This window comes from Sporosarcina sp. NCCP-2716 (assembly GCF_023707985.1).
Taxonomy (GTDB): Bacteria; Bacillota; Bacilli; order Bacillales_A; family Planococcaceae; genus Sporosarcina.
In genome coordinates, this window is the sequence record NZ_BRCF01000008.1 from 33178 (window position 1) to 51630 (window position 18453).

The window sequence follows — 18453 nt, forward strand, 5'->3', positions numbered from 1 at the left end:
ATGCCAGAAATGAGGTGATCCAATGGCGAACATGCCACTCCGCATCATGACAGACGACTTCCAACTGCTGGACGAAATCACGCAATACGGCTCCCTGCAGCTGGTCCGATCCTGGACCGGTATCGGTTCAATCGAACTCCGAATAAACCGGTATCTGAAAGGAGCCGACAAGCTGCAGCGCGGTCATATCATCTTCCCACAGGCCCATCTGAACAAAGCCTTCCAGATTCGGCATAAGGAAATCGAACTCGACGAAAACGGCAAGGCCACGGAAAACTGGATCATCCGTGCGCCGGCGCTGAAGTCTTGGTTTAGCGATCGGCTCACCATCCCGCCTGCAGGTAAGTCGCATGACAGCATCAAGGCGGATGCCGAGTCCGTCATGTACCATTACGCTGACACACAGGCTATCCACACAGCTGACCCATCAGATTCCCTGCCGGTCATTGCCGGCGTCAGCCAGCAACGCGGGGAAGTAGTAGACTGGCAATCCCGTTACAGAGATCTGGCCGAGGAGATGGCAGCCATCGGACAACTGTCCGGCCTTGGTTGGAATATCGGCATTGACTACGACGCGCAGGCTTTCCGCTTTGACGTGCTGCTGGGGAGGGATCTGACTGCCGGCCAGTCCGTCAATCCTCCTGCCATCTTCAGCACGGAATTTGGCACGCTTCAGAGCCTTTCTTATATGGAATCCGATCTCGACTTCAAAAACGTCGCTGTCGTGGCCGGCCAGGGTGAGGGCGTCGATCGCCGGATCGTCACAGTAGGCGACCTGACCGCGACCGGATTAGACCGCCGAGTGCTGTTTGTGGATGCCCGGGACGTTGCCGAGGAGACAGAAGACGAGACACCGGTTCCGCGTCCCGTAGCCGACATTATTCGGGATCTCGAAAACCGGGGGGTGCAGAAACTGGCCGAGCATCAGCAGGAAATCTTCCTGGAAGGCCAGGCGCTGCCGGTCTCCCGTCTGGTGTACGGTAAGGACTACGACCTGGGCGACCTGGTCACGTTGCAAAACAAAGAATGGGGCGTCACGATGGATGCGCGCATCACGGAGATCAAGGAAATCTATGAGCCGGGCAAGACGGGGATTGAGCTGATGTTCGACAATAGCCGGCCGACGCTCGTCTCGAAGATTAAGCAGGAGTTGGCTGGGGTGAGGAATGAGATTGTGAGGTAGATTTTGAATTAATGGTAGATTTATGAAGGTATTTCCCGTAATATAGCGAATTAGAGAGTATGCGGGAGGTACTTACTTTGAAAAAAAGTGGAATGCTCAAGAGGATAGGGAGTACTTTAAGATTTTTATCGGAAGTTAAGAATCTCAAATATTATTGGAGTCAAGTTATAATTGTTATAATCCCAATAATACTTGTTATTTTCCCTAACTTACCAAGTGTTATCAAAAAATCTTGGGTTTCTGTCTCTATATTTATCATAGCAATGGGAATTACAGTAATATTTTCTTTGAAAATCCCTGAAAATTATTCAAAGAAAGAAAAAATAATAAGTGATTATGAAAATGAAATAGCTGGTTTGCGCTCTTTTTTGGAGAGTACTCCCGAACGAGTGATTAAGTCAATATTTAACTACTTAGGTTTTGGTTATGGTGAAAGGATAACTGTCTATAGATACGAAAGTGCATATTTTGTGCCCGTGGGCAGGTATTCTAAAAATCTAGAGTTCAAAAAATTAGGGAGAGACCGATATGATTATACAGAAGGTTTCATTGGATTAGCATGGCAACAGGGTGAAATAGTTGTAGAAAATTTACCTGATCCAGAGAAACAAGCAAAGGGTTATATTAGAGAAGTTAATACCCAATGTAAAATTGAAGAGGAAACTTTGAGCAGTATGTCAATGAAAAGCAGGAGTTATTATTGTATAAACCTCGATGATAATCATGAACCAATAGCTGTAATAGTTTTTGAATCAATGAAACACGTACTGCCGAAAAATATAGACGAGATAAAAAAACTTATGGAGAGTTCAATTGGAAAATTAATAGTCGACGTAATAAACATGAATATACCACCAGGAAAGGAGGGGGAGTAAGTGGTAAGAGTAAAATATATTCTTAGGTATTTTGCATCGTATTATCCTTATAAATCTGAGTTATCTAAAGCTAGAATAACTAAAATGGTTTATTTGGCAGATTGGTATTCTGCCAAGAAGTACGGTAAACAATTAACTAAGATAAATTGGTATTTTGACCACTATGGCCCCTTTGTTTCTGATGTCTATGAGGAAGCTTTGAAAGATAAAGAATTAATAGTCAAAAAAGAACTCACAGCTTTCGGAAGTCCTAAAGAGACCATTTATCTTAAAACAAATTCAGTAGACGATCTTAAACTTAATCGTATCTCGGAGAAAGAAGTAAAAATACTTAACGAGGTGATAGAGGACACGAAAATGTTTAATTGGTCAGAGTTTATTGACTATGTTTATAACACGGAGCCAATTAAAAATTACAAGAGATATAACTATTTAGATTTAGAAAGGATAGCTAGTAAACTTGAACATTAATATTCACTGTTACAAGTAAAACATGAAAAACAAAAATACTATTTCATTCAAGACCATCTGAGGGCACTTGCGCGTGCTCTTTTTTAATACAGACAAAAGGGGAGTGGCAACAATGAAGGGAGTTGAGGAAGGTGACGCGTTTGCAGGTGACCGGCTTTAAAAGTATCGGCGCATTAGTCGCCAGTTTTGCCATGTACATGCTGAACGTCATCAACGAGGCGGTCGTCGTTCTGTTTTTCTTCATGCTGTTGGACGTCATTACCGGTCTTTTGCGGTCCTATATCACTAAGTCGTGGGACAGCACGATCGGTTTCGCCGGTGTCGTGAAGAAGCTGGGCGTCTTTGTAATGATTGGCATGGCCGCGGCCATTGAATTCATGGTGATGTCGGTCGGCCAGGATTCGCACGGATTGGTGCTGCTCGGCGTCACGTCTTTCTTCATCGTGAATGAAGGTATCAGCATACTTGAAAATTGCGCACAGTTTGGGCTGCCGATTCCGGCGGTCCTTTTTAATGCGCTCGAAAAGATGCACCGGGATCCGTCCGGCAAAGAGCAGCGGCTGATTCGTCATCCCATGCTGGACCGAATCGACAAGAAAGAGTTGCTGAAGGAGAACGAAGCGCTGCTCAACAAATTGAATCAGAAAGAGGAGGAGAAAGAGGAATGACAGATGTATTGATTTTTGCCACCATCCTGGCGCCCATCATCCTGGCCGTCACGGAGCTTTTCAAACGCACACTCGACCTGCCGAAGAAGGTGATCCCTGCGATCGCTTTTGCGGTAGGTCTTTTCATTGGATTCGCAGCATCGCCGTTTACGGACTTGGATATCGTCCTCCGGCTATGGTCCGGCGGATTGGCCGGCCTGGCAGCAACGGGACTCTTCGAACTTGGCACACCAACTGAAGGTACTACGAAAGGGGATAAATAATCATGGCTAAAATTTTCATTGATCCAGGACACGGCGCACACGACCCGGGAGCGATCGGCAAGAAATCGAAGGAGAAAGACAACGTACTGAAAGTCGGCCTGCGTCTGAAAACACTGCTCGAAGCTGCTGGCCATATCGTCAAGATGTCGCGATCGACAGACGTCTTCATTCCGCTGTCTACCCGCGCCAGCATGGCGAACAGCTGGGGCGCCGACTACTTTGTCAGCCTGCACAACAACTCGGCTACAGCTGCGGCGTCGGGCTTCGAGACGTTCATCCACAGCGGCCCTGTCCAATCTAAGACGTCCGGTTTCCAAGCTGCCATCCACAAGGCGATCGCTGCCCATATCAGCATCAAGGACCGCGGCCAGAAGCGTGCCAACTACGCTGTCCTCCGGGAGACACGAATGCCGGCCGTCCTGATTGAGTATGCGTTCATTTCAAATTCATCGGACGAGGACATCCTCATCAATAAAGTCGAGCAGCTGGCACAGTGGACGGCAGAGGGTATCACGGCTTATGCCGGCGGATCTGTTAAGCCTGCAGCCACAAAGCCGATACCGGCCAAGCCTGCTCCTGCAGCACCGCAGACATCGGCTGCAGAGGAACTGTACAAGCCGTCAGCTTCTGCCATGGTCAATTCGACTGCTACTGTCTTGCGCCGGCTGGAAAACAAAGCTGATCAGCCGCTGGATCCTGTGTGGAGGGAGAAGCTGCTGGCAGGTGAGATGACCGTCTCGGATGCCATTGGTGCCATCTATGTCGCGCTAGATCGCGGCCATATCGTCGGCAAACCTGAATAACGGAAAAGCCCTCCTATCCATTGCGGACGGGAGGGCTTTTTTTGTTGCGCAATAAACAGTCATCTATTGTATAGGATCATGATTAACCAAAACAGAAGGAAATAAACCGAAAGGCGACTTCTCCTAATTGAGCGGTCGTTTTTTGATGATTAAAATTTGCGTCCATCCTCTAATACAAAGTGCGCTTCGTATTTGGCTCCAAGCGATTCAGCGATATCCTTAAGTTCATTTTCACTGAAATTGTCGCGTTTCAATTTGTTCGAGAGATTGGATTGTGAAGTTCCAATCATCTCAGCAAGTTTTGAAGCAGTTACTTCACGTTCAACCATTAACAACTTTATCTTCTTCGCCATTCCCATACGTTCAACACCACCTTATATGTTATATTATCACTATTATACACCTTGCTTTCACTAAAACAAACAACAATTACACTATAAAGTGAATTTATTGTTTACAATATCACTTATTCAATGTATATTGTTGTTAACGGGTGAAAATATTTCACTGAAAAGTGTAAGCGAGGTGAAAATGATGGCGTTTGAATACTTGGCAGCATACAAGACGTTTGAAAGCGTAGCAGAGATGGACAAGAGTGTGGAGGACCATATTTCCGCACATTACTATGACCTAACAGATTCAGAGCGCGCCGTTGTTTTCACAATCGCTTCCCGTTCGCTCATGTATCCAGGTGCAAGCCACCTGAAGGCAGCTACTATTGCCGAAACATTGGAGATCAGCACCAAGACAGTCTACCGATCCATTAAGCGGCTGGCCGAGCTGGGTATCATCGAGAAGGTCCCTGGAACAAAGTTGAACGGCATCAAGGGGGCAAGCATTTACAAGATTCTACCTTTCGATTGTAATGTCCCAACGGAAGTGTCTCAACGGGTAACAGAGGATGAAGCCAGCAACGACGCGGCCCATCCTCCACAATCCGAAAACCAATCATTTAGTTCTTTTAATCACTTAAGTTCTAAACAAGCAAGTAATATTATAAGCGCCGGGGAAGAATTGGTTTTAAAGGCTGAAAAGAAAAAGGAATTCATGAATGAGTTGCAAGTTATGTTGTTCGACTTCCTCCACAGTTTGCCGATGTGCGATGAGCTGAAGGACCAATTGCATAATGTAGTATTGGCGTCTCGCCTGAATGACACCAGAGATTTTGTACGCGCTAAAAATGTCATGCTGAATATCGTGCGTGATATTCATGACGGCGTGCTTACGGTGACCAGCACGTTACGTGCAGTCTTCTCAGGAGCGTTCAGCAAAGCGGAAGAGCGCGCAGGCAGTTTGGTATCCGGCAGGTACGTCAGCGTAGTAGACAAGCCGCGAGCTGTAAAACCGGCACCGTTTTATAACTGGCTGGAGGATCGCGGGTAAGCTAAATAGAAGAAAACAAAAAAGAGAGCGCAAGGCTCTCTTCATACACAGGGTAAGTCTTTACACAAATTTTACACAAGGGGATTCCAAACCCTTGATATGACAAGGCTGAACAAGGTATAATCGAAACCGGCCTCGGGTATCTACGAAAGGACAACTTCGGTTGTTCTTTTTTTGTTTCGTCCGCCGATCTTCAAAAACCCATCTGCTCGTCAGAACAGATGGGGCGTCAGTCAGTCGGTCAGCTGCTGGCTTGATGACACCGGCAGTTGGATAGAAGGGTCTGCCGCTTCCAGAACATACGCGGCAGCGTCCCCTCCGTTTATACTGGTGAACATGCTGCCGCATGCTTCCGTCAGACGCTTCGCCTCGTCAACCGGCAGGGAAGGGCGCAGGTAGAGGACGTGCAGGATCTCTTTCGTCTCCTCTGTAATTGCGCTCCGTACCGAGTCGACATACGGACTGCCGAACGGGCTGTACTGGTCTTTCAGGATGAGCAGTCCGTTCAGTGAGTTATAGCGGCCGTTCAGTCCATCGTATCCTTCCTCAGGCCGGCTGATGGTCACCTGGACATCCCCGACGAGTTTGCTGGCGTCATACATGCCGGTCGGAATGCCGTATTGCAGGCTGAATAGCGTGTTCAGGTCAATGGCGCTTGAGTGACTTTCCAAGTACTCCTGTTTTCGGATCCGACGATACAGGGATTCGACAGAGGAGCGATAACGACCTGGATCGGCACCGAAGGCTTTCCAGATGGCCCGCCATTCCTGTATGCCCTGGATGTCCGTCAGCTGCCGTTCCTCCAGTTCGAAGAAGAGCTGCTCCTGGAAGAGCTGGAGACGGCCTTTCAGCATCTGGGGAGATTCCGATACGGTTGTTTTGTTATAATGGATGATACCTAATTTAAAGTCGGGAATCGCGTCAATGATGGGCGCGGTCAGTTCGATTTTCATGGAATCACCTTGTTCCTATTTTTTCTCAAGCTTATCATAAGGGAGGCGGCAACTGGTGAATATCGCTCAACTGCAGCGTGACGTAGTCGCATATGCATCTGACATCGGCATCGATAAAATCGGGTTTACGACGGCCGCCCCTTTCCTCGAATTGAAAAACCGTCTGAAGCGGCAGCAGGAACTGCGCTATCAGTCGGGATTCGAGGAGCCGGACCTCGACAAGCGGACGACTCCGGCGCTGCTGCTGGACCGGGCAGAGAGCATCATTTCGATTGCCATCGCCTATCCTTCCAAAATGCAGGATGCACCGAAAGGGAAGAGGGGGGAACGGCGCGGTATGTTCTGCCGGGCTTCTTGGGGAACTGACTACCATACTGTCTTACGGGAAAAGCTGGCACTGCTTGAAACCTTCCTGTTGGAACGTGTTCCTGATGCGAAGATGCGATCGATGGTGGATACCGGTGAATTGGCGGACCGGGCTGTCGCAGAACGTGCCGGAATCGGCTGGTCGGCAAAGAATTGTTCAATCATCACACCGGAATTCGGTTCGTATGTCTACCTGGGTGAGATGATCACCAACGTGCCGTTCGCACCTGACGTACCGATGGAAGATCAATGCGGCGATTGTACGCTCTGTCTCGACGCCTGCCCGACAGGCGCGCTGATCCAGGGCGGCCAGCTGAACGCCCAGCGCTGTATCGCATTCCTAACGCAGTCGAAGCAGCCCATGCCGGATGAGTTCCGGAAAGAGATCGGCAACCGGGTCTACGGCTGTGATACATGCCAGACCGTCTGTCCGAAGAACAAACGTAAGTACAACCTGGAACAGCCTGCCTTCACGCCTGAACCGGAACTCGTGAAACCGCTCCTCCAGCCGCTTTTGAAATTGTCGAACCGGCAGTTCAAGGAAACATTCGGGCATATGTCCGGTTCCTGGCGAGGGAAGAATCCGATCCAGCGCAATGCGATCCTGGCACTGGCGCATTTCAAAGAAACCGAAGCAGTTCCGGAACTTGCTGAATTGCTGAATTCAGATCCGCGCCCGATGATCCGCGGGACGGCTGCCTGGGCGCTTGGTGAGATTGGCACAGTTGCAGGGCGCGAGGCGCTCAGACAGGCGCTTGCAGCGGAAACTGATACGGAAGTTAAGGCGGAAATTGTGAAGGCGTCCGGGAAACTGGATGGAACTACTGAAAAGGAAGTGGACTAATGACGATACACGTTGCATTATTTGAACCGCTCATACCTGCGAACACCGGCAATATTGCCCGTACATGTGCGGGAACCGGAACGAAACTCCATCTGATCGAGCCACTCGGGTTCTCGACAGACGATAAGATGCTGAAGAGGGCCGGCCTGGATTACTGGGAGCATGTCGACATTACATACCACGCCTCCATCGATGCGATGTTCGGGAAGTATGAGGATGCTGAATTTTATTTCATCACGAAATTCGGCAAGCAGACGTACTCCGACTTCGATTTTGCGGACAGCGCGAAAGACATCTTTTTCGTGTTCGGGAAAGAGACGACCGGACTGCCGGACGACGTGACGGCAGCCCATCCGGATACGTGTCTGCGCATCCCGATGAACGACCATATCCGGTCGCTGAACCTCTCCAATACGGCGGCGATCCTCGTTTACGAGGCACTCCGCCAGCAGGGATTTCCGGCGTTACACTAAAAAAAGATGCAGCCCGCGGGCTGCATCTTTTTTTAGTATTATTTTTTCACTTTGCCCGGCTTGTCTTCATAACCGCCAGTGAAGATTGCGGAAAGGAATGCGAAGCAGACACCCATGATTAAGATGAGTCTCATTAGATACCCTCCTGTTGAATCACTTGTACTTTCCTCATTATACCGGAACAGCGGGCAAAAAGAAATGACCGGCTTAATTATTTGTGACATGATACCGACAAATCGCCGGCATAATCGTTTTCAGGCAGCGCCTTCAATGGTAGCATATGGAGGAGACGATAAGGAGGAATGATGATGTCATCGATCTATACAGGAACGAAACAGCTGAAGAATGGCGTGGAGATGCCGCGCTTCGGACTCGGTGTCTACAAGATGACTGACCCGGAACAAACTGTCGAGGCGATTACGTACGCGCTCCGTAACGGCTACCGCGCCATCGACACTGCTGCCATTTATGAGAACGAAGCAGAAACCGGGGAAGCGATCCGGATGTCCGGTCTGGACAGAAGTGAACTGTTCATCACCTCGAAAGTGTGGAACACCGACCAAGGCTACGATCAGACATTGCGGGCATTTGAGACGTCCCTCAAGAAACTGGGGCTCGATTACTTGGATCTATACTTGACGCATTGGCCGATGCCGGGAACGTTCGCGGACACGTACCGGGCGATCGAGCGCCTTTACGATGAAAAACTGATCCGGGTGCCGGGTGTCTCCAACCACCATATCCATCATCTGGAGGAGCTTGCCGTGACTGCGAACGTTGCCCCGATGGTGAACCAGGTGGAACTTCACCCGCTGCTGACACAAGTGCCGCTGCGGGATTACTGCCTCGACCATGGCATTGCTGTTACGTCGTGGTCGCCGCTCGCGAGAGGGCAGCTGCTCGACAATACGGTGCTGACTGAAATCGGTGAAGCACACGGGAAGACGGCGGCACAGGTGATCATCCGCTGGCATCTGCAGCATGACCTGATCGTCATTCCGAAGTCGGTCACACCGGAACGGATCCTCGAAAACAGCCAAGTCGGCGATTTCCAGCTGACTGATGAAGAAATGGTGAAGATCGACGGACTGAACCGCAACGAACGGACAGGCACCGATCCGGACACGATCGGACGATAAAAAAAGCGGCATGGATCGATATCCATGCCGCTTTTGTCTGTTCATTCAGCTGTGATCGTCACTTTCTCGCCGGTGAATGGGTGGACGAACGACGTTTCCGCCGCTGTCAGACGGTACGATCCGTCCGGCAGCGCCTGTGCTCCGTACAAGTTGTCACCGACAACCGGGTGTCCGAGGTGAGCCATGTGTACACGGATCTGATGGGTGCGCCCTGTGTCGAGTGTCGCTTCGATGTTAGTCGATTCCTCTGTCCGTCCGGTTACGGTGAAATGTGTCACCGCCGACTGGCCGGACATGGAGATCCGTCTGCGCGATGCATGATGGCGGTCGCGGCCGATCGGCAGGTTGACCATGCCGCGCGTCTTTTTCAGACGGCCTTCGAGCTCGGCACGGTAGACCCGGCGGATATCGTTTGAAGCAAGCATCCGGTCGAACATCGCTTTGGCCATCGGATGCTTCGCGATGAGGACGATGCCGGCTGTCCCTTTGTCAAGACGCTGGATATGCTCCGCATATTCACCGCCGTCAGCCCGGACGTGTGCGATGACAGCATTCATCAGAGTCGGTTCACTGCTCGCGCCGTCGGGGTGGACCGGGATGCCGGCCGGCTTGAACGCCGCCAGGTAATGGTCGTCCTCCTGCAGCACCCGCACACCGGGGACGTCTTTCGATTCATAGTCGGATTGCGCTGCGGGAAGGGTGAACGTCAGCACAGTTCCTTCCCCGAGCGGCAGGCGCCAGGAAACCGGCTCACCCGTTTCACCGGTGACGCCGTCGGCCATCCGCAGTTCGTGGATATTTTTCTTGCCGGCCTGCCATTCATCACGCAGCAGCTGCTCGAGTGTCTGGCTGCCGTCTTGGACGGTGTATTTGAAAGTTGTCATAGTCTGTCCTCTTTTCCGATCTGTCACTTACCGTAATACGTATTGAAGAATTCGTGGATGTTCTCTTCCGGCTGAAGCCCGACGAGACGGCCGACTTCTTGGCCGTTTTCGTACTGGACGAGCGCAGGCCAGGCGTCGATGCCGTACTTCTCTTTTGCCTGATCACCGAATTCCAGCATGTTGAACTGGTTCACTTTCACGCCTTCTTCCTTCGCGATCGGCATGAGGATCGGTGTCATCTGCATGCAGTAATGGCATTCCGGATGGAAATAATAGACCGTCGTCGGCTCACCCGACTCAATTTTCTTGAATACGGCATCCGGCAGTACGATGCTGTCATAATTTTCGTTGCCGATCAGGTCGACCGTCGATTTCGCCAAGTCATCTGTCCCGTACGGGTTGTCTTTCAGTTTGCTTTTGTTCGAGGCATTGGTGAGAGCGATGATCGCGACAAAAAATACGACGACGATCCCGCCGATAATGAGCAGTTTCTTCAATTTCAGTTCCTCTCCTTCGGGTGCATAAGCATAAGGATGCTTGCTATCAGTATAAAGATGAATGCCGTCAACGCCATGAATGGGATCGTGATGAATCCAAGATAATTCACGTATTGGGCTGTGCACGGCACTTCTCCGCACGTGCCTGCATGATTTTGCAGGAGGTTCACTTTCTGCAGTGCATAATGGTAGCCGGACAGCAGGACGCCGATTCCGCTGAAAACAGCTGTCGTCACAGCAATTCGGCTGTTCTTCTGGATCAGGGCAACCCCTGCAATCAGTATGATCGGATACATGAGGATCCGCTGGTACCAGCAGTACAGACAAGGAACGTACCCTTTCACTTCGGAATAGTAGAGCGATCCGGCAGTGGCGACCAGCGCGACCGTCCAGATGAACACTAAAAGATTTTCTTGCCGTTTTTCCATTTGCCTGCTCCTCTCAGCTGGGTTCGCTCCCCATTATAAAGGGTAAACCACTTTTTCGCTATTGTTCGGCATATTCGCCTGGAAAGTGGGTATACAAGGTTACGAGGTGATTTTTGTTGAGTGAGGAATTCGATTTATCATCATTTGAAACGAGCATGGTCGTCCGTCAGATGCAGTTGTCGGACATACCGGAAATACTGGAAATGCAGATAGCCTGCTTCCCTGGCATGGAACCTTGGGAGAAGGAGCATCTGGAGAGCCACTTGGCGATTTTCCCCGAGGGGCAGTTTGTCGCGGAACTCGACGGGCGGATCATCGGCTCCTGTTCAAGCCTGATCGTCAACTTCGCAGAATACGACGACCGCCATACGTGGGATGACATTTCAGACAACGGTTACATAACGAACCATAACCCCGAAGGCTACAACTTATACGGCATCGAAGTGATGGTGCATCCCGGATACCGCCGCATGCGGGTCGGCGAGCGGCTGTATGAAGCCCGGAAAGAGCTGGCCCGGCAGCTGAACCTGAAGTCGATCATCATCGGCGGACGCATCCCGAATTACCATAAGTTTGCGGACGAAATGTCGCCGCGCGAGTATGTCGATGCTGTGGCGCGCCACCGCATCTATGATCCGGTCCTGACCTTCCAGATCATGAATGACTTCACCCTGATGCGCATCAATCCGAACTATTTGCCGGATGATAAGGCATCGAAGCGGTATGCGACACTTATGGAATGGAACAATATCGACTACCGGGCCGTCACGAAACGGCATTACAAGACGAGCTACCCGGTGCGTATTTGTGTCGTCCAGTATCTGATGCGCAAGATCTCCTGCTTCGACGAACTCGCGTCACAAGTGGAGTATTTCGTCCGCGTCGCGGCGGATGCGAACTCGGATTTCGTCGTCTTCCCGGAAATCTTCACGACACAGCTCATGTCGTTCCTGGATGAGCCGTCCGCAAGCCAGGCTGTCCGGAAGATCGCGACGGAGTATACGGAAGACTATATCGAGCTGTTCAACAGCCTGTCCGTACGCTACAACGTCAATATCATCGGCGGCTCCCACTTCGTCGAGGAAGAGGATGAAGAGATCTACAATATCTCCTACCTGTTCAGACGGGACGGATCGATCGACAAGCAGTACAAGCTGCATATCACCCCGAACGAGAAGAAGTATTGGGGGATCAGCGCAGGGGATTCCGTCCGCGTTTTCGATACGGACTGCGGAAAGATCGCCATCCAGGTCTGCTATGACATCGAGTTCCCGGAGCTTGCCCGTATCGCGACCGACAAAGGGGCGAACATCATCTTCACTCCGTTCTGTACGGAAGATCGGCAAGGCTATTTACGTGTGCGCTATTGTGCGCAGGCGCGGGCCGTGGAAAACCAGATCTACACGGTCATTTCCGGAACGGTCGGGAACTTGCCGCAGGCGGTCAATATGGATATCCAGTATGCCCAGTCCGCCATCTTCGCACCTTCCGATTTCGAGTTTGCGCGTGACGGCATCGTCGGCGAGACGAATGCGAATCTTGAAACGGTGCTGATCGGCGATGTCGATCTGGAGATTCTGAAGCGCCAGCGTCAGGAAGGGACGGTCAAGCAGCTGAAAGACCGCCGGCATGATGTGTACAAAGTGGAATACTTCTCAAAGAACCCGGGACAATGAAAAGACGGCTGCAGAGTGTAAGCTCTGCAGCCGTCTTTTTCTAATGCGGATCAGTCGTCCGCTTCTTCCTGTGTCAGATCGGAGCCGTCCGGGACGAGTTTCTCCGCTTCCAAGTAGAGGATATGATGACCTTCCACGTCTTTCACGGAGAACTCATAACCCTGTTCGATGATCTTTTCACCGGGGATGGCCTCGAACCGCTGGGACATGATCCAGCCGCCGATCGTATCGATATCCTCTTCATCGATGTCGATGCCGAGAGTCGTGTTGACGTTCTCGATCAGCATTTTCGCGTCGAGGATATAATGGTTCTCCCCGATCACCTGGACATCCGGCAGTTCATCTTTGTCGAATTCATCCTGGATCTCGCCGACGATCTCCTCGAGGATGTCTTCGATGGTCACCAGCCCGGAAGTACCGCCGTATTCGTCCATTAGGATCGCCATATGGATCCGTTCCCGCTGGATCTTCAGCAGCAGATCCCCGATGGCCATCGTTTCGATGACACGGATGATCGGCTGCATATATGCAGCAACGGGCAGTTCGCCGTTTTTCGGATTCTTGATGTATGCCGTCAGCAAGTTCTTCATATTGATGAGCCCGATGACATGGTCTTTGTCCCCGTCCGTGACAGGGTACCGTGTGAATTGCTCCACACCTTCCATATTGAACAGTTCTTTCGACGTCATTTCCTTACTGATGGATATCATTTCAGTCCGCGGCACCATGATCTCTTTTGCGACCCGGTCGTCGAACTCGAAGATCTTGTTCACGTACTTGTATTCGGACTGGTTGATCTCCCCGCTTTTCAGACTGTCGGAGAGGATCATCCGGAGCTCTTCCTCCGTATGGGCGACGTCCGCTTCCGACATCGGCCGGAAGCCGAACATCCGGGTGACGAAGCGTGCACTGATGTTCATGAGCTTGATGATCGGATACATCGTACGGAAAAACAGAATGAGCGGCTTGGCGAGGGACAGTGTGATACGCTCCGCTTTCTGGATGGCGATCGTCTTCGGCGCAAGTTCCCCGACAACTACATGCAGGAACGTCACGATGATCAGCGCGATGGCGAATGACAGAAAAGCGGTCAGGCTCTGCGACAGATCCAAGCGGTAGAATACCGGCTCGAACAAGAGGGCGACCGTCGGCTCCCCGAGCATCCCGAGGCCGAGTGCTGTAATGGTGATGCCGAGCTGGCAGGCGGACAGGTAATCATCCAGATTCGTCACGACGCGCTGAGCGTCGATCGCTTTCTTATTACCTTCCAATGCGAGCTGGTCGATCCTCGTCATCCGAACTTTCACTATTGCAAACTCAGCTGCCACGAAAAAGGCAGTGAGGGCGATTAAGGCAGCAAATGCTGCCAAGCGTATGGGAATATCCAAATAGGTGCTTTGTTCCATGCCGCACGCGGGAGAAACAAAGCGTACACCTCCTGTAGTTTTAAAATAGGGTAGATGATTCAATGATAAGGTAAAAACAGCGGAAATTCAATGATTTTTCCTCGGTGTGTCCATCCGTGCCGCTTGGAGAACCAATTTTCGAAAGATTGCAAGAAAGTGTTGACAATATTCAAAAGAGCATGCTAATCTGGAATTATTCGAAACTCGAAAGAAAGGAGTGCTTGACATGACTGCAGCTGGAAAAAAAACAAACCGACAATTTCAAGCACTCCCTTTTGAATAGGCGATTTCTGGCTGCACGGCAGCGGAACGCTTGAACGGAAGGGACACGTCCCCGTTTCAGACACACACTTCTGAATAGGAGCGTGTGTCTTTTTTTCTGTTTTTGAAATGGATGTCTTCACGCTTCTGCGTGCTGCATAGAGATGAATGGGAAAGGGGCGTTATCGATGTGATGAAACCAATCGGGCAAGTGAAGAGTACGGGGAAAAAGGAGACAGGTGATGGCGGATAGCCAGCCGTCTCCAGGAAAGGTCGTAGAAAAGTATGTTTTCGGTTTTAGGGAAATTAAGTTGGTTTTTTAAGGAGAATAAAACACGGTACACTGTTGCACTGCTGCTGCTCATGCTGACAAGCGTGCTCGCAATCGTACCGCCATGGATCATCGGGAAGGCGATCGACGGGATCCACCTGAACACGATGACCTCAGAAACGCTCTGGACGTACATCGGGATCATGCTGCTCATCATCGTGGTCGGCTATGTCGGGGACTTCGTCTGGCAGTACCAGCTGTTCGGCGGCGCCAACGTCATCGAACGGAAATTGCGCGGCAATCTCATGCGCCACTTCCTGAAGATGACACCGTCGTTCTACCAGCGCAACAAGACCGGTGATCTGATGGCCCGCTCGACGAACGACTTGCAGGCGATTTCAGAGACAGCCGGCTTCGGGATCATGACACTGATCGATTCGACTGTATATTTGTCCACGCTGATCGTCATGATGGGCTTCCTCGTATCATGGAAGCTGACATTGGCGGCGATCCTGCCGCTTCCGATCCTCGCGTACCTCATGCAGGTGCTCGGCAAGCGGATCCATCTGAAATTCGTCACAGCCCAGCGCGCGTTCGGTGATCTGAACGACGATGTGCTCGAAGCGGTGGCAGGGGTGCGCGTTGTCCGTGCCTACGTCCAGGAGCGTGCCGAAGAAGGGCGTTTCGCGGAGGCGACGGAAGACGTCTATCAGAAAAATATGGACGTCGAGCGGATCGATGCACTGTTCACACCGATTTCGAAGATCATGACATCACTGTCGTATATGATCGGACTCGGCTACGGAGCCTATCTCGTGTCGGTGGAGGAAATGACGCTCGGAGGACTCGTGACATTCAACGTATATCTCGGCATGATCGTCTGGCCGATGTTCGCAATCGGCGAACTCATCAACGTCATGCAGCGCGGCAATGCGTCGCTCGACCGTGTCCAGGAAACGCTGGACGCAGCCGAAGATGTGCGCGATCCGTCCATGCCCGTGCAGATGGAACGGCCGGGGATGCTCGGTTTCGACGAAGTGAGCTTCAGCTATCCGACGTCGCACCGTAAAAACCTGGACAGTATCCAGCTGAAACTCGGCGGCGGCCAGACACTCGGCATCGTCGGGAAGACGGGAAGCGGGAAGACGACATTCGTCAAGCAGCTGCTGCGTGAATATCCTGCGGGTGAAGGTCTGCTGACATTCGACGGCAGGCGGCTCGACGACATGACGAAAGAACAGGTCCGCAGCTGGGTCGGCTACGTCCCGCAGGATCATGTCCTGTTCTCCCGTTCCGTGCGGGATAATATCCTGTTCGGTAAACCGGATGCGACGGACGCAGACATCGCAGAAGCGATCCGCCTCGCGCATTTCGAAAAGGATCTGGAAATGCTTCCGGAAGGGCTTGCGACGCTCGTCGGCGAAAAAGGTGTCGCGCTGTCCGGCGGGCAGAAACAGCGCATTTCGATTGCCCGAGCCATCGTGAAAAATCCGGAGATCCTCGTGCTGGACGACTCGCTTTCCGCAGTCGATGCGAAGACGGAAACGAGGATCATCGAAAATATCCAGAATGAGCGGAGCGGGAAGACGACAATCATCACGACCCACCGATTGTCCGCCGTCCAGCACGCCGACTGGATACTTGTCCTCGAAGACGGCCGTGTCATCGAGGAAGGGACACATGAAGACCTGCTGGCAGCAAACGGCTGGTACAAAGAACAATATGACCGTCAGCAGATTGGAGGTGACGAGTCATGACCACAGGTAAACGTCTCGTCAATTATGCACTGCAATTCAAAGGTTATTTCATCGGCGGCATGGCACTCCTTGCTGTCGCTGTCGGTGCCGACCTGCTCGGCCCAATCATTGCGAAACAGATCATCGACAACCATATCGCAGGAGCGGAAACCGGCGGGATCGACTTCACTCCGATTGCGAAACTGCTGGCGATCTTCTTCGCACTCGCCGTCGTGACGGCCATCTTCCGTTACGGCCAGTATATTATGCTGCAGGCGACTGCGAACCGGATTGTCCAGAAAATGCGGAATGAGCTGTACCAGCATATCCAGACGCTGCCGATCAGCTATTTCGACAACTTGCCGGCCGGTAAAGTCGTCGCGCGGGTGACGAACGATACAGAGGCCATCCGCCATCTATACGTCACCGTCGTTTCACAGTTCGCGATCAGCGGCATGTACATCATCGGGATCTATATCGCGCTGTTCAGCCTTGATCCGAAAATGGGGGCTATCCTGCTGTTCGTCCTGCCGCTGCTCTATATATGGATGATCCTCTACCGCAGATTCGCGTCGAAAGTGAATCATGTCATCCGCTCGAAAGTGAGTGACATGAACGGGATGATCAACGAATCCATCAACGGGATGACGATCATCCAGGCGTTCGGACGGGAAAAGCAGATGGAGGAAGAATTCGAAGAACTGAACACGACCCATTACGAATATCAGACGAAACTGCTGAAAGTGGAAGCGGCGACGTCACACAACCTGGTCAACTCGATCCGGTCGCTGACATTCGTCATTTTCATCTGGTATTTCGCAGGGGCTTCGTTCGATGCGGAAAGCGTCATTTCCGTCGGGATGCTCTACGCATTCGTCGACTACATCACCCGTCTGTTCAACCCGGTGACAGGGATCGTCAACCAGTTCGCACGTCTCGAGCACTCACTCGTCGCAGCGGAACGGGTCTTCCAGCTGATGGATCGCGAAGGCGAGCCTGTCAGCGATGACCGGATGGAGCGCTACGAAGGGAATGTGGAATTCAAAGACGTCTGGTTCGCTTACAAAGAAGAGGAGTACGTGCTGAAGGACATCACATTCGAAGCGAAGCGCGGAGAGACGGTCGCCCTCGTCGGCCATACCGGCTCTGGGAAAAGTTCGATCATGAACTTGCTGTTCCGGTTCTATGATCCGGTGAAGGGGAAGATCCTGATCGACGGGCAGGACATCATGTCGCTGCCGCGTCAGACGATCCGCAGCCATATGGGCATCGTCCTGCAGGATCCGTACTTGTTCACAGGGACGGTCGAATCCAATATCAGCCTGAGCGACCCGCGTATTTCACGGGAAACGGTGCAGGCGGCTCTGGAGGCTGTCGGCGGGGAGCGGGTGCTCGAACACCTGCCGGGCGGCGTCGACGAGCCTGTCGTGGAAAAAGGCAGCACGCTGTCGAGCGGCCAGCGCCAGCTCATCTCGTTCGCGCGGGCGCTTGCGTTCGACCCCGCAATCCTCATTTTGGATGAAGCCACGTCGAACATCGACACGGAAACGGAAGAGATCATCCAGCACGCCATGGATGTCCTGAAAAAAGGGCGTACGACATTTATCATCGCCCACCGTCTGTCGACCATCAAGAACGCCGACCGCATCCTCGTCCTCGACCGCGGGGAGATTGCGGAAAGCGGCACGCACGACGAACTGGTCGCACTCGACGGCCAGTATGCACAAATGTACAAACTGCAGTCAGGCATGTCGGTTTCCTGATTCCCGACTGCTGCGGCCTTAGTGCCCGGGACCTCCAGCTGGAGCGTCCCGGGCACTTTTTCATGCCTGCTTTCCAGGATGATGAAAAATCACCGGCAAAATGATTGCCT

At 51.9% G+C, this 18453-nt stretch carries 19 protein-coding genes; 13 read left to right on the plus strand and 6 right to left on the minus strand.

From position 1 onward, the window contains the following. The first annotated feature begins 22 nt into the window (after window positions 1-22). From NFU03_RS11925 to NFU03_RS11950, 6 genes are all read left to right on the plus strand, one after another. Window positions 23-1183 carry a siphovirus ReqiPepy6 Gp37-like family protein gene (locus tag NFU03_RS11925; protein ID WP_251638955.1) on the plus strand — a complete coding sequence of 387 codons (1161 nt, stop codon included), beginning with the start codon at window positions 23-25 and terminating at the stop codon, window positions 1181-1183. Window positions 1184-1260: 77 nt separating this feature from the next. Further along, entirely contained in the window at window positions 1261-2058 is a 798-nt protein-coding gene (locus tag NFU03_RS11930; protein ID WP_251638957.1) for a hypothetical protein, read from the plus strand. Next, window positions 2059-2529, plus strand: coding sequence for a Panacea domain-containing protein (locus tag NFU03_RS11935; protein WP_251638958.1), 471 nt, complete (start codon window positions 2059-2061; stop codon window positions 2527-2529). A 131-nt stretch (window positions 2530-2660) separates the two neighbouring features. Continuing rightward, the gene (locus NFU03_RS11940; protein ID WP_251638960.1) at window positions 2661-3197 is read left to right on the plus strand and encodes a phage holin family protein; all 537 of its coding nucleotides are present in this window, start codon (window positions 2661-2663) and stop codon (window positions 3195-3197) included. After that, window positions 3194-3460: a holin gene (locus NFU03_RS11945; RefSeq protein ID WP_251638962.1), complete on the plus strand. Its 267-nt coding sequence runs from the start codon at window positions 3194-3196 to the stop codon at window positions 3458-3460. Before NFU03_RS11940 ends, NFU03_RS11945 begins: the two co-directional genes overlap by 4 nt. Before the next feature lie 2 nt (window positions 3461-3462). Further along, window positions 3463-4263 (plus strand): N-acetylmuramoyl-L-alanine amidase family protein, encoded by an 801-nt coding sequence (locus NFU03_RS11950; RefSeq protein WP_251638964.1) that lies wholly within the window; start codon window positions 3463-3465, stop codon window positions 4261-4263. Window positions 4264-4412: 149 nt separating this feature from the next. On the opposite strand, the gene NFU03_RS11955 is transcribed toward NFU03_RS11950, so the two are convergent. Then, window positions 4413-4622, minus strand: coding sequence for a helix-turn-helix domain-containing protein (locus NFU03_RS11955; protein ID WP_251638966.1), 210 nt, complete (start codon window positions 4620-4622; stop codon window positions 4413-4415). Between the two features lie 172 nt (window positions 4623-4794). Here NFU03_RS11955 and NFU03_RS11960 point away from each other — a divergent pair, with 172 nt between their 5' ends. Beyond that, window positions 4795-5646, plus strand: coding sequence for a helix-turn-helix domain-containing protein (locus NFU03_RS11960; protein ID WP_251639213.1), 852 nt, complete (start codon window positions 4795-4797; stop codon window positions 5644-5646). A 233-nt stretch (window positions 5647-5879) separates the two neighbouring features. Here the strand turns inward: NFU03_RS11960 and NFU03_RS11965 are convergent, their stop codons facing one another. Beyond that, window positions 5880-6599 (minus strand): B3/B4 domain-containing protein, encoded by a 720-nt coding sequence (locus NFU03_RS11965; RefSeq protein WP_251638968.1) that lies wholly within the window; start codon window positions 6597-6599, stop codon window positions 5880-5882. Window positions 6600-6654: 55 nt separating this feature from the next. Here NFU03_RS11965 and queG point away from each other — a divergent pair, with 55 nt between their 5' ends. The 3 genes from queG to NFU03_RS11980 all read left to right on the plus strand — a co-directional run bounded on the left by queG (window position 6655) and on the right by NFU03_RS11980 (window position 9421). Beyond that, a complete protein-coding gene (queG, locus tag NFU03_RS11970; protein WP_251638970.1) occupies window positions 6655-7809 on the plus strand; it encodes a tRNA epoxyqueuosine(34) reductase QueG in 1155 nt (384 codons plus the stop codon). After that, a complete protein-coding gene (gene trmL, locus NFU03_RS11975) occupies window positions 7809-8282 on the plus strand; it encodes a tRNA (uridine(34)/cytosine(34)/5-carboxymethylaminomethyluridine(34)-2'-O)-methyltransferase TrmL (RefSeq protein WP_251638972.1) in 474 nt (157 codons plus the stop codon). The genes queG and trmL overlap by 1 nt, the downstream gene beginning before the upstream one ends. Window positions 8283-8590: 308 nt before the next feature. Continuing rightward, window positions 8591-9421, plus strand: coding sequence for an aldo/keto reductase (locus NFU03_RS11980; RefSeq protein WP_251638974.1), 831 nt, complete (start codon window positions 8591-8593; stop codon window positions 9419-9421). 41 nt (window positions 9422-9462) lie between these two features. Here the strand turns inward: NFU03_RS11980 and NFU03_RS11985 are convergent, their stop codons facing one another. From NFU03_RS11985 to NFU03_RS11995, 3 genes are read right to left on the minus strand one after another with little or no spacing between them, the layout of a single operon-like run. Further along, window positions 9463-10305, minus strand: coding sequence for an RluA family pseudouridine synthase (locus tag NFU03_RS11985; protein WP_251638976.1), 843 nt, complete (start codon window positions 10303-10305; stop codon window positions 9463-9465). 23 nt (window positions 10306-10328) lie between these two features. Then, the gene (locus NFU03_RS11990) at window positions 10329-10802 is read right to left on the minus strand and encodes a thioredoxin family protein (protein ID WP_251638978.1); all 474 of its coding nucleotides are present in this window, start codon (window positions 10800-10802) and stop codon (window positions 10329-10331) included. A 2-nt stretch (window positions 10803-10804) separates the two neighbouring features. Then, window positions 10805-11230 carry a disulfide oxidoreductase gene (locus tag NFU03_RS11995; protein ID WP_251638980.1) on the minus strand — a complete coding sequence of 142 codons (426 nt, stop codon included), beginning with the start codon at window positions 11228-11230 and terminating at the stop codon, window positions 10805-10807. A gap of 116 nt (window positions 11231-11346) precedes the next feature. On the opposite strand from NFU03_RS11995, the gene NFU03_RS12000 reads away from it, so the two are divergent. Next, window positions 11347-12906, plus strand: a complete 1560-nt coding sequence (locus tag NFU03_RS12000; protein ID WP_251638982.1) for a carbon-nitrogen hydrolase family protein — start codon at window positions 11347-11349, stop codon at window positions 12904-12906. A 50-nt stretch (window positions 12907-12956) separates the two neighbouring features. Here the strand turns inward: NFU03_RS12000 and NFU03_RS12005 are convergent, their stop codons facing one another. Then, complete coding sequence (locus NFU03_RS12005; protein ID WP_251638984.1) at window positions 12957-14312, minus strand: hemolysin family protein; 1356 nt, start codon at window positions 14310-14312, stop codon at window positions 12957-12959. 546 nt (window positions 14313-14858) lie between these two features. Between NFU03_RS12005 and NFU03_RS12010 the strand changes: the two genes are divergently transcribed. Both NFU03_RS12010 and NFU03_RS12015 read left to right on the plus strand, forming a co-directional pair. Further along, window positions 14859-16601: an ABC transporter ATP-binding protein gene (locus NFU03_RS12010; RefSeq protein ID WP_251638986.1), complete on the plus strand. Its 1743-nt coding sequence runs from the start codon at window positions 14859-14861 to the stop codon at window positions 16599-16601. Then, complete coding sequence (locus NFU03_RS12015; protein ID WP_251638990.1) at window positions 16598-18343, plus strand: ABC transporter ATP-binding protein; 1746 nt, start codon at window positions 16598-16600, stop codon at window positions 18341-18343. Before NFU03_RS12010 ends, NFU03_RS12015 begins: the two co-directional genes overlap by 4 nt. Window positions 18344-18453 lie beyond the last annotated feature (110 nt).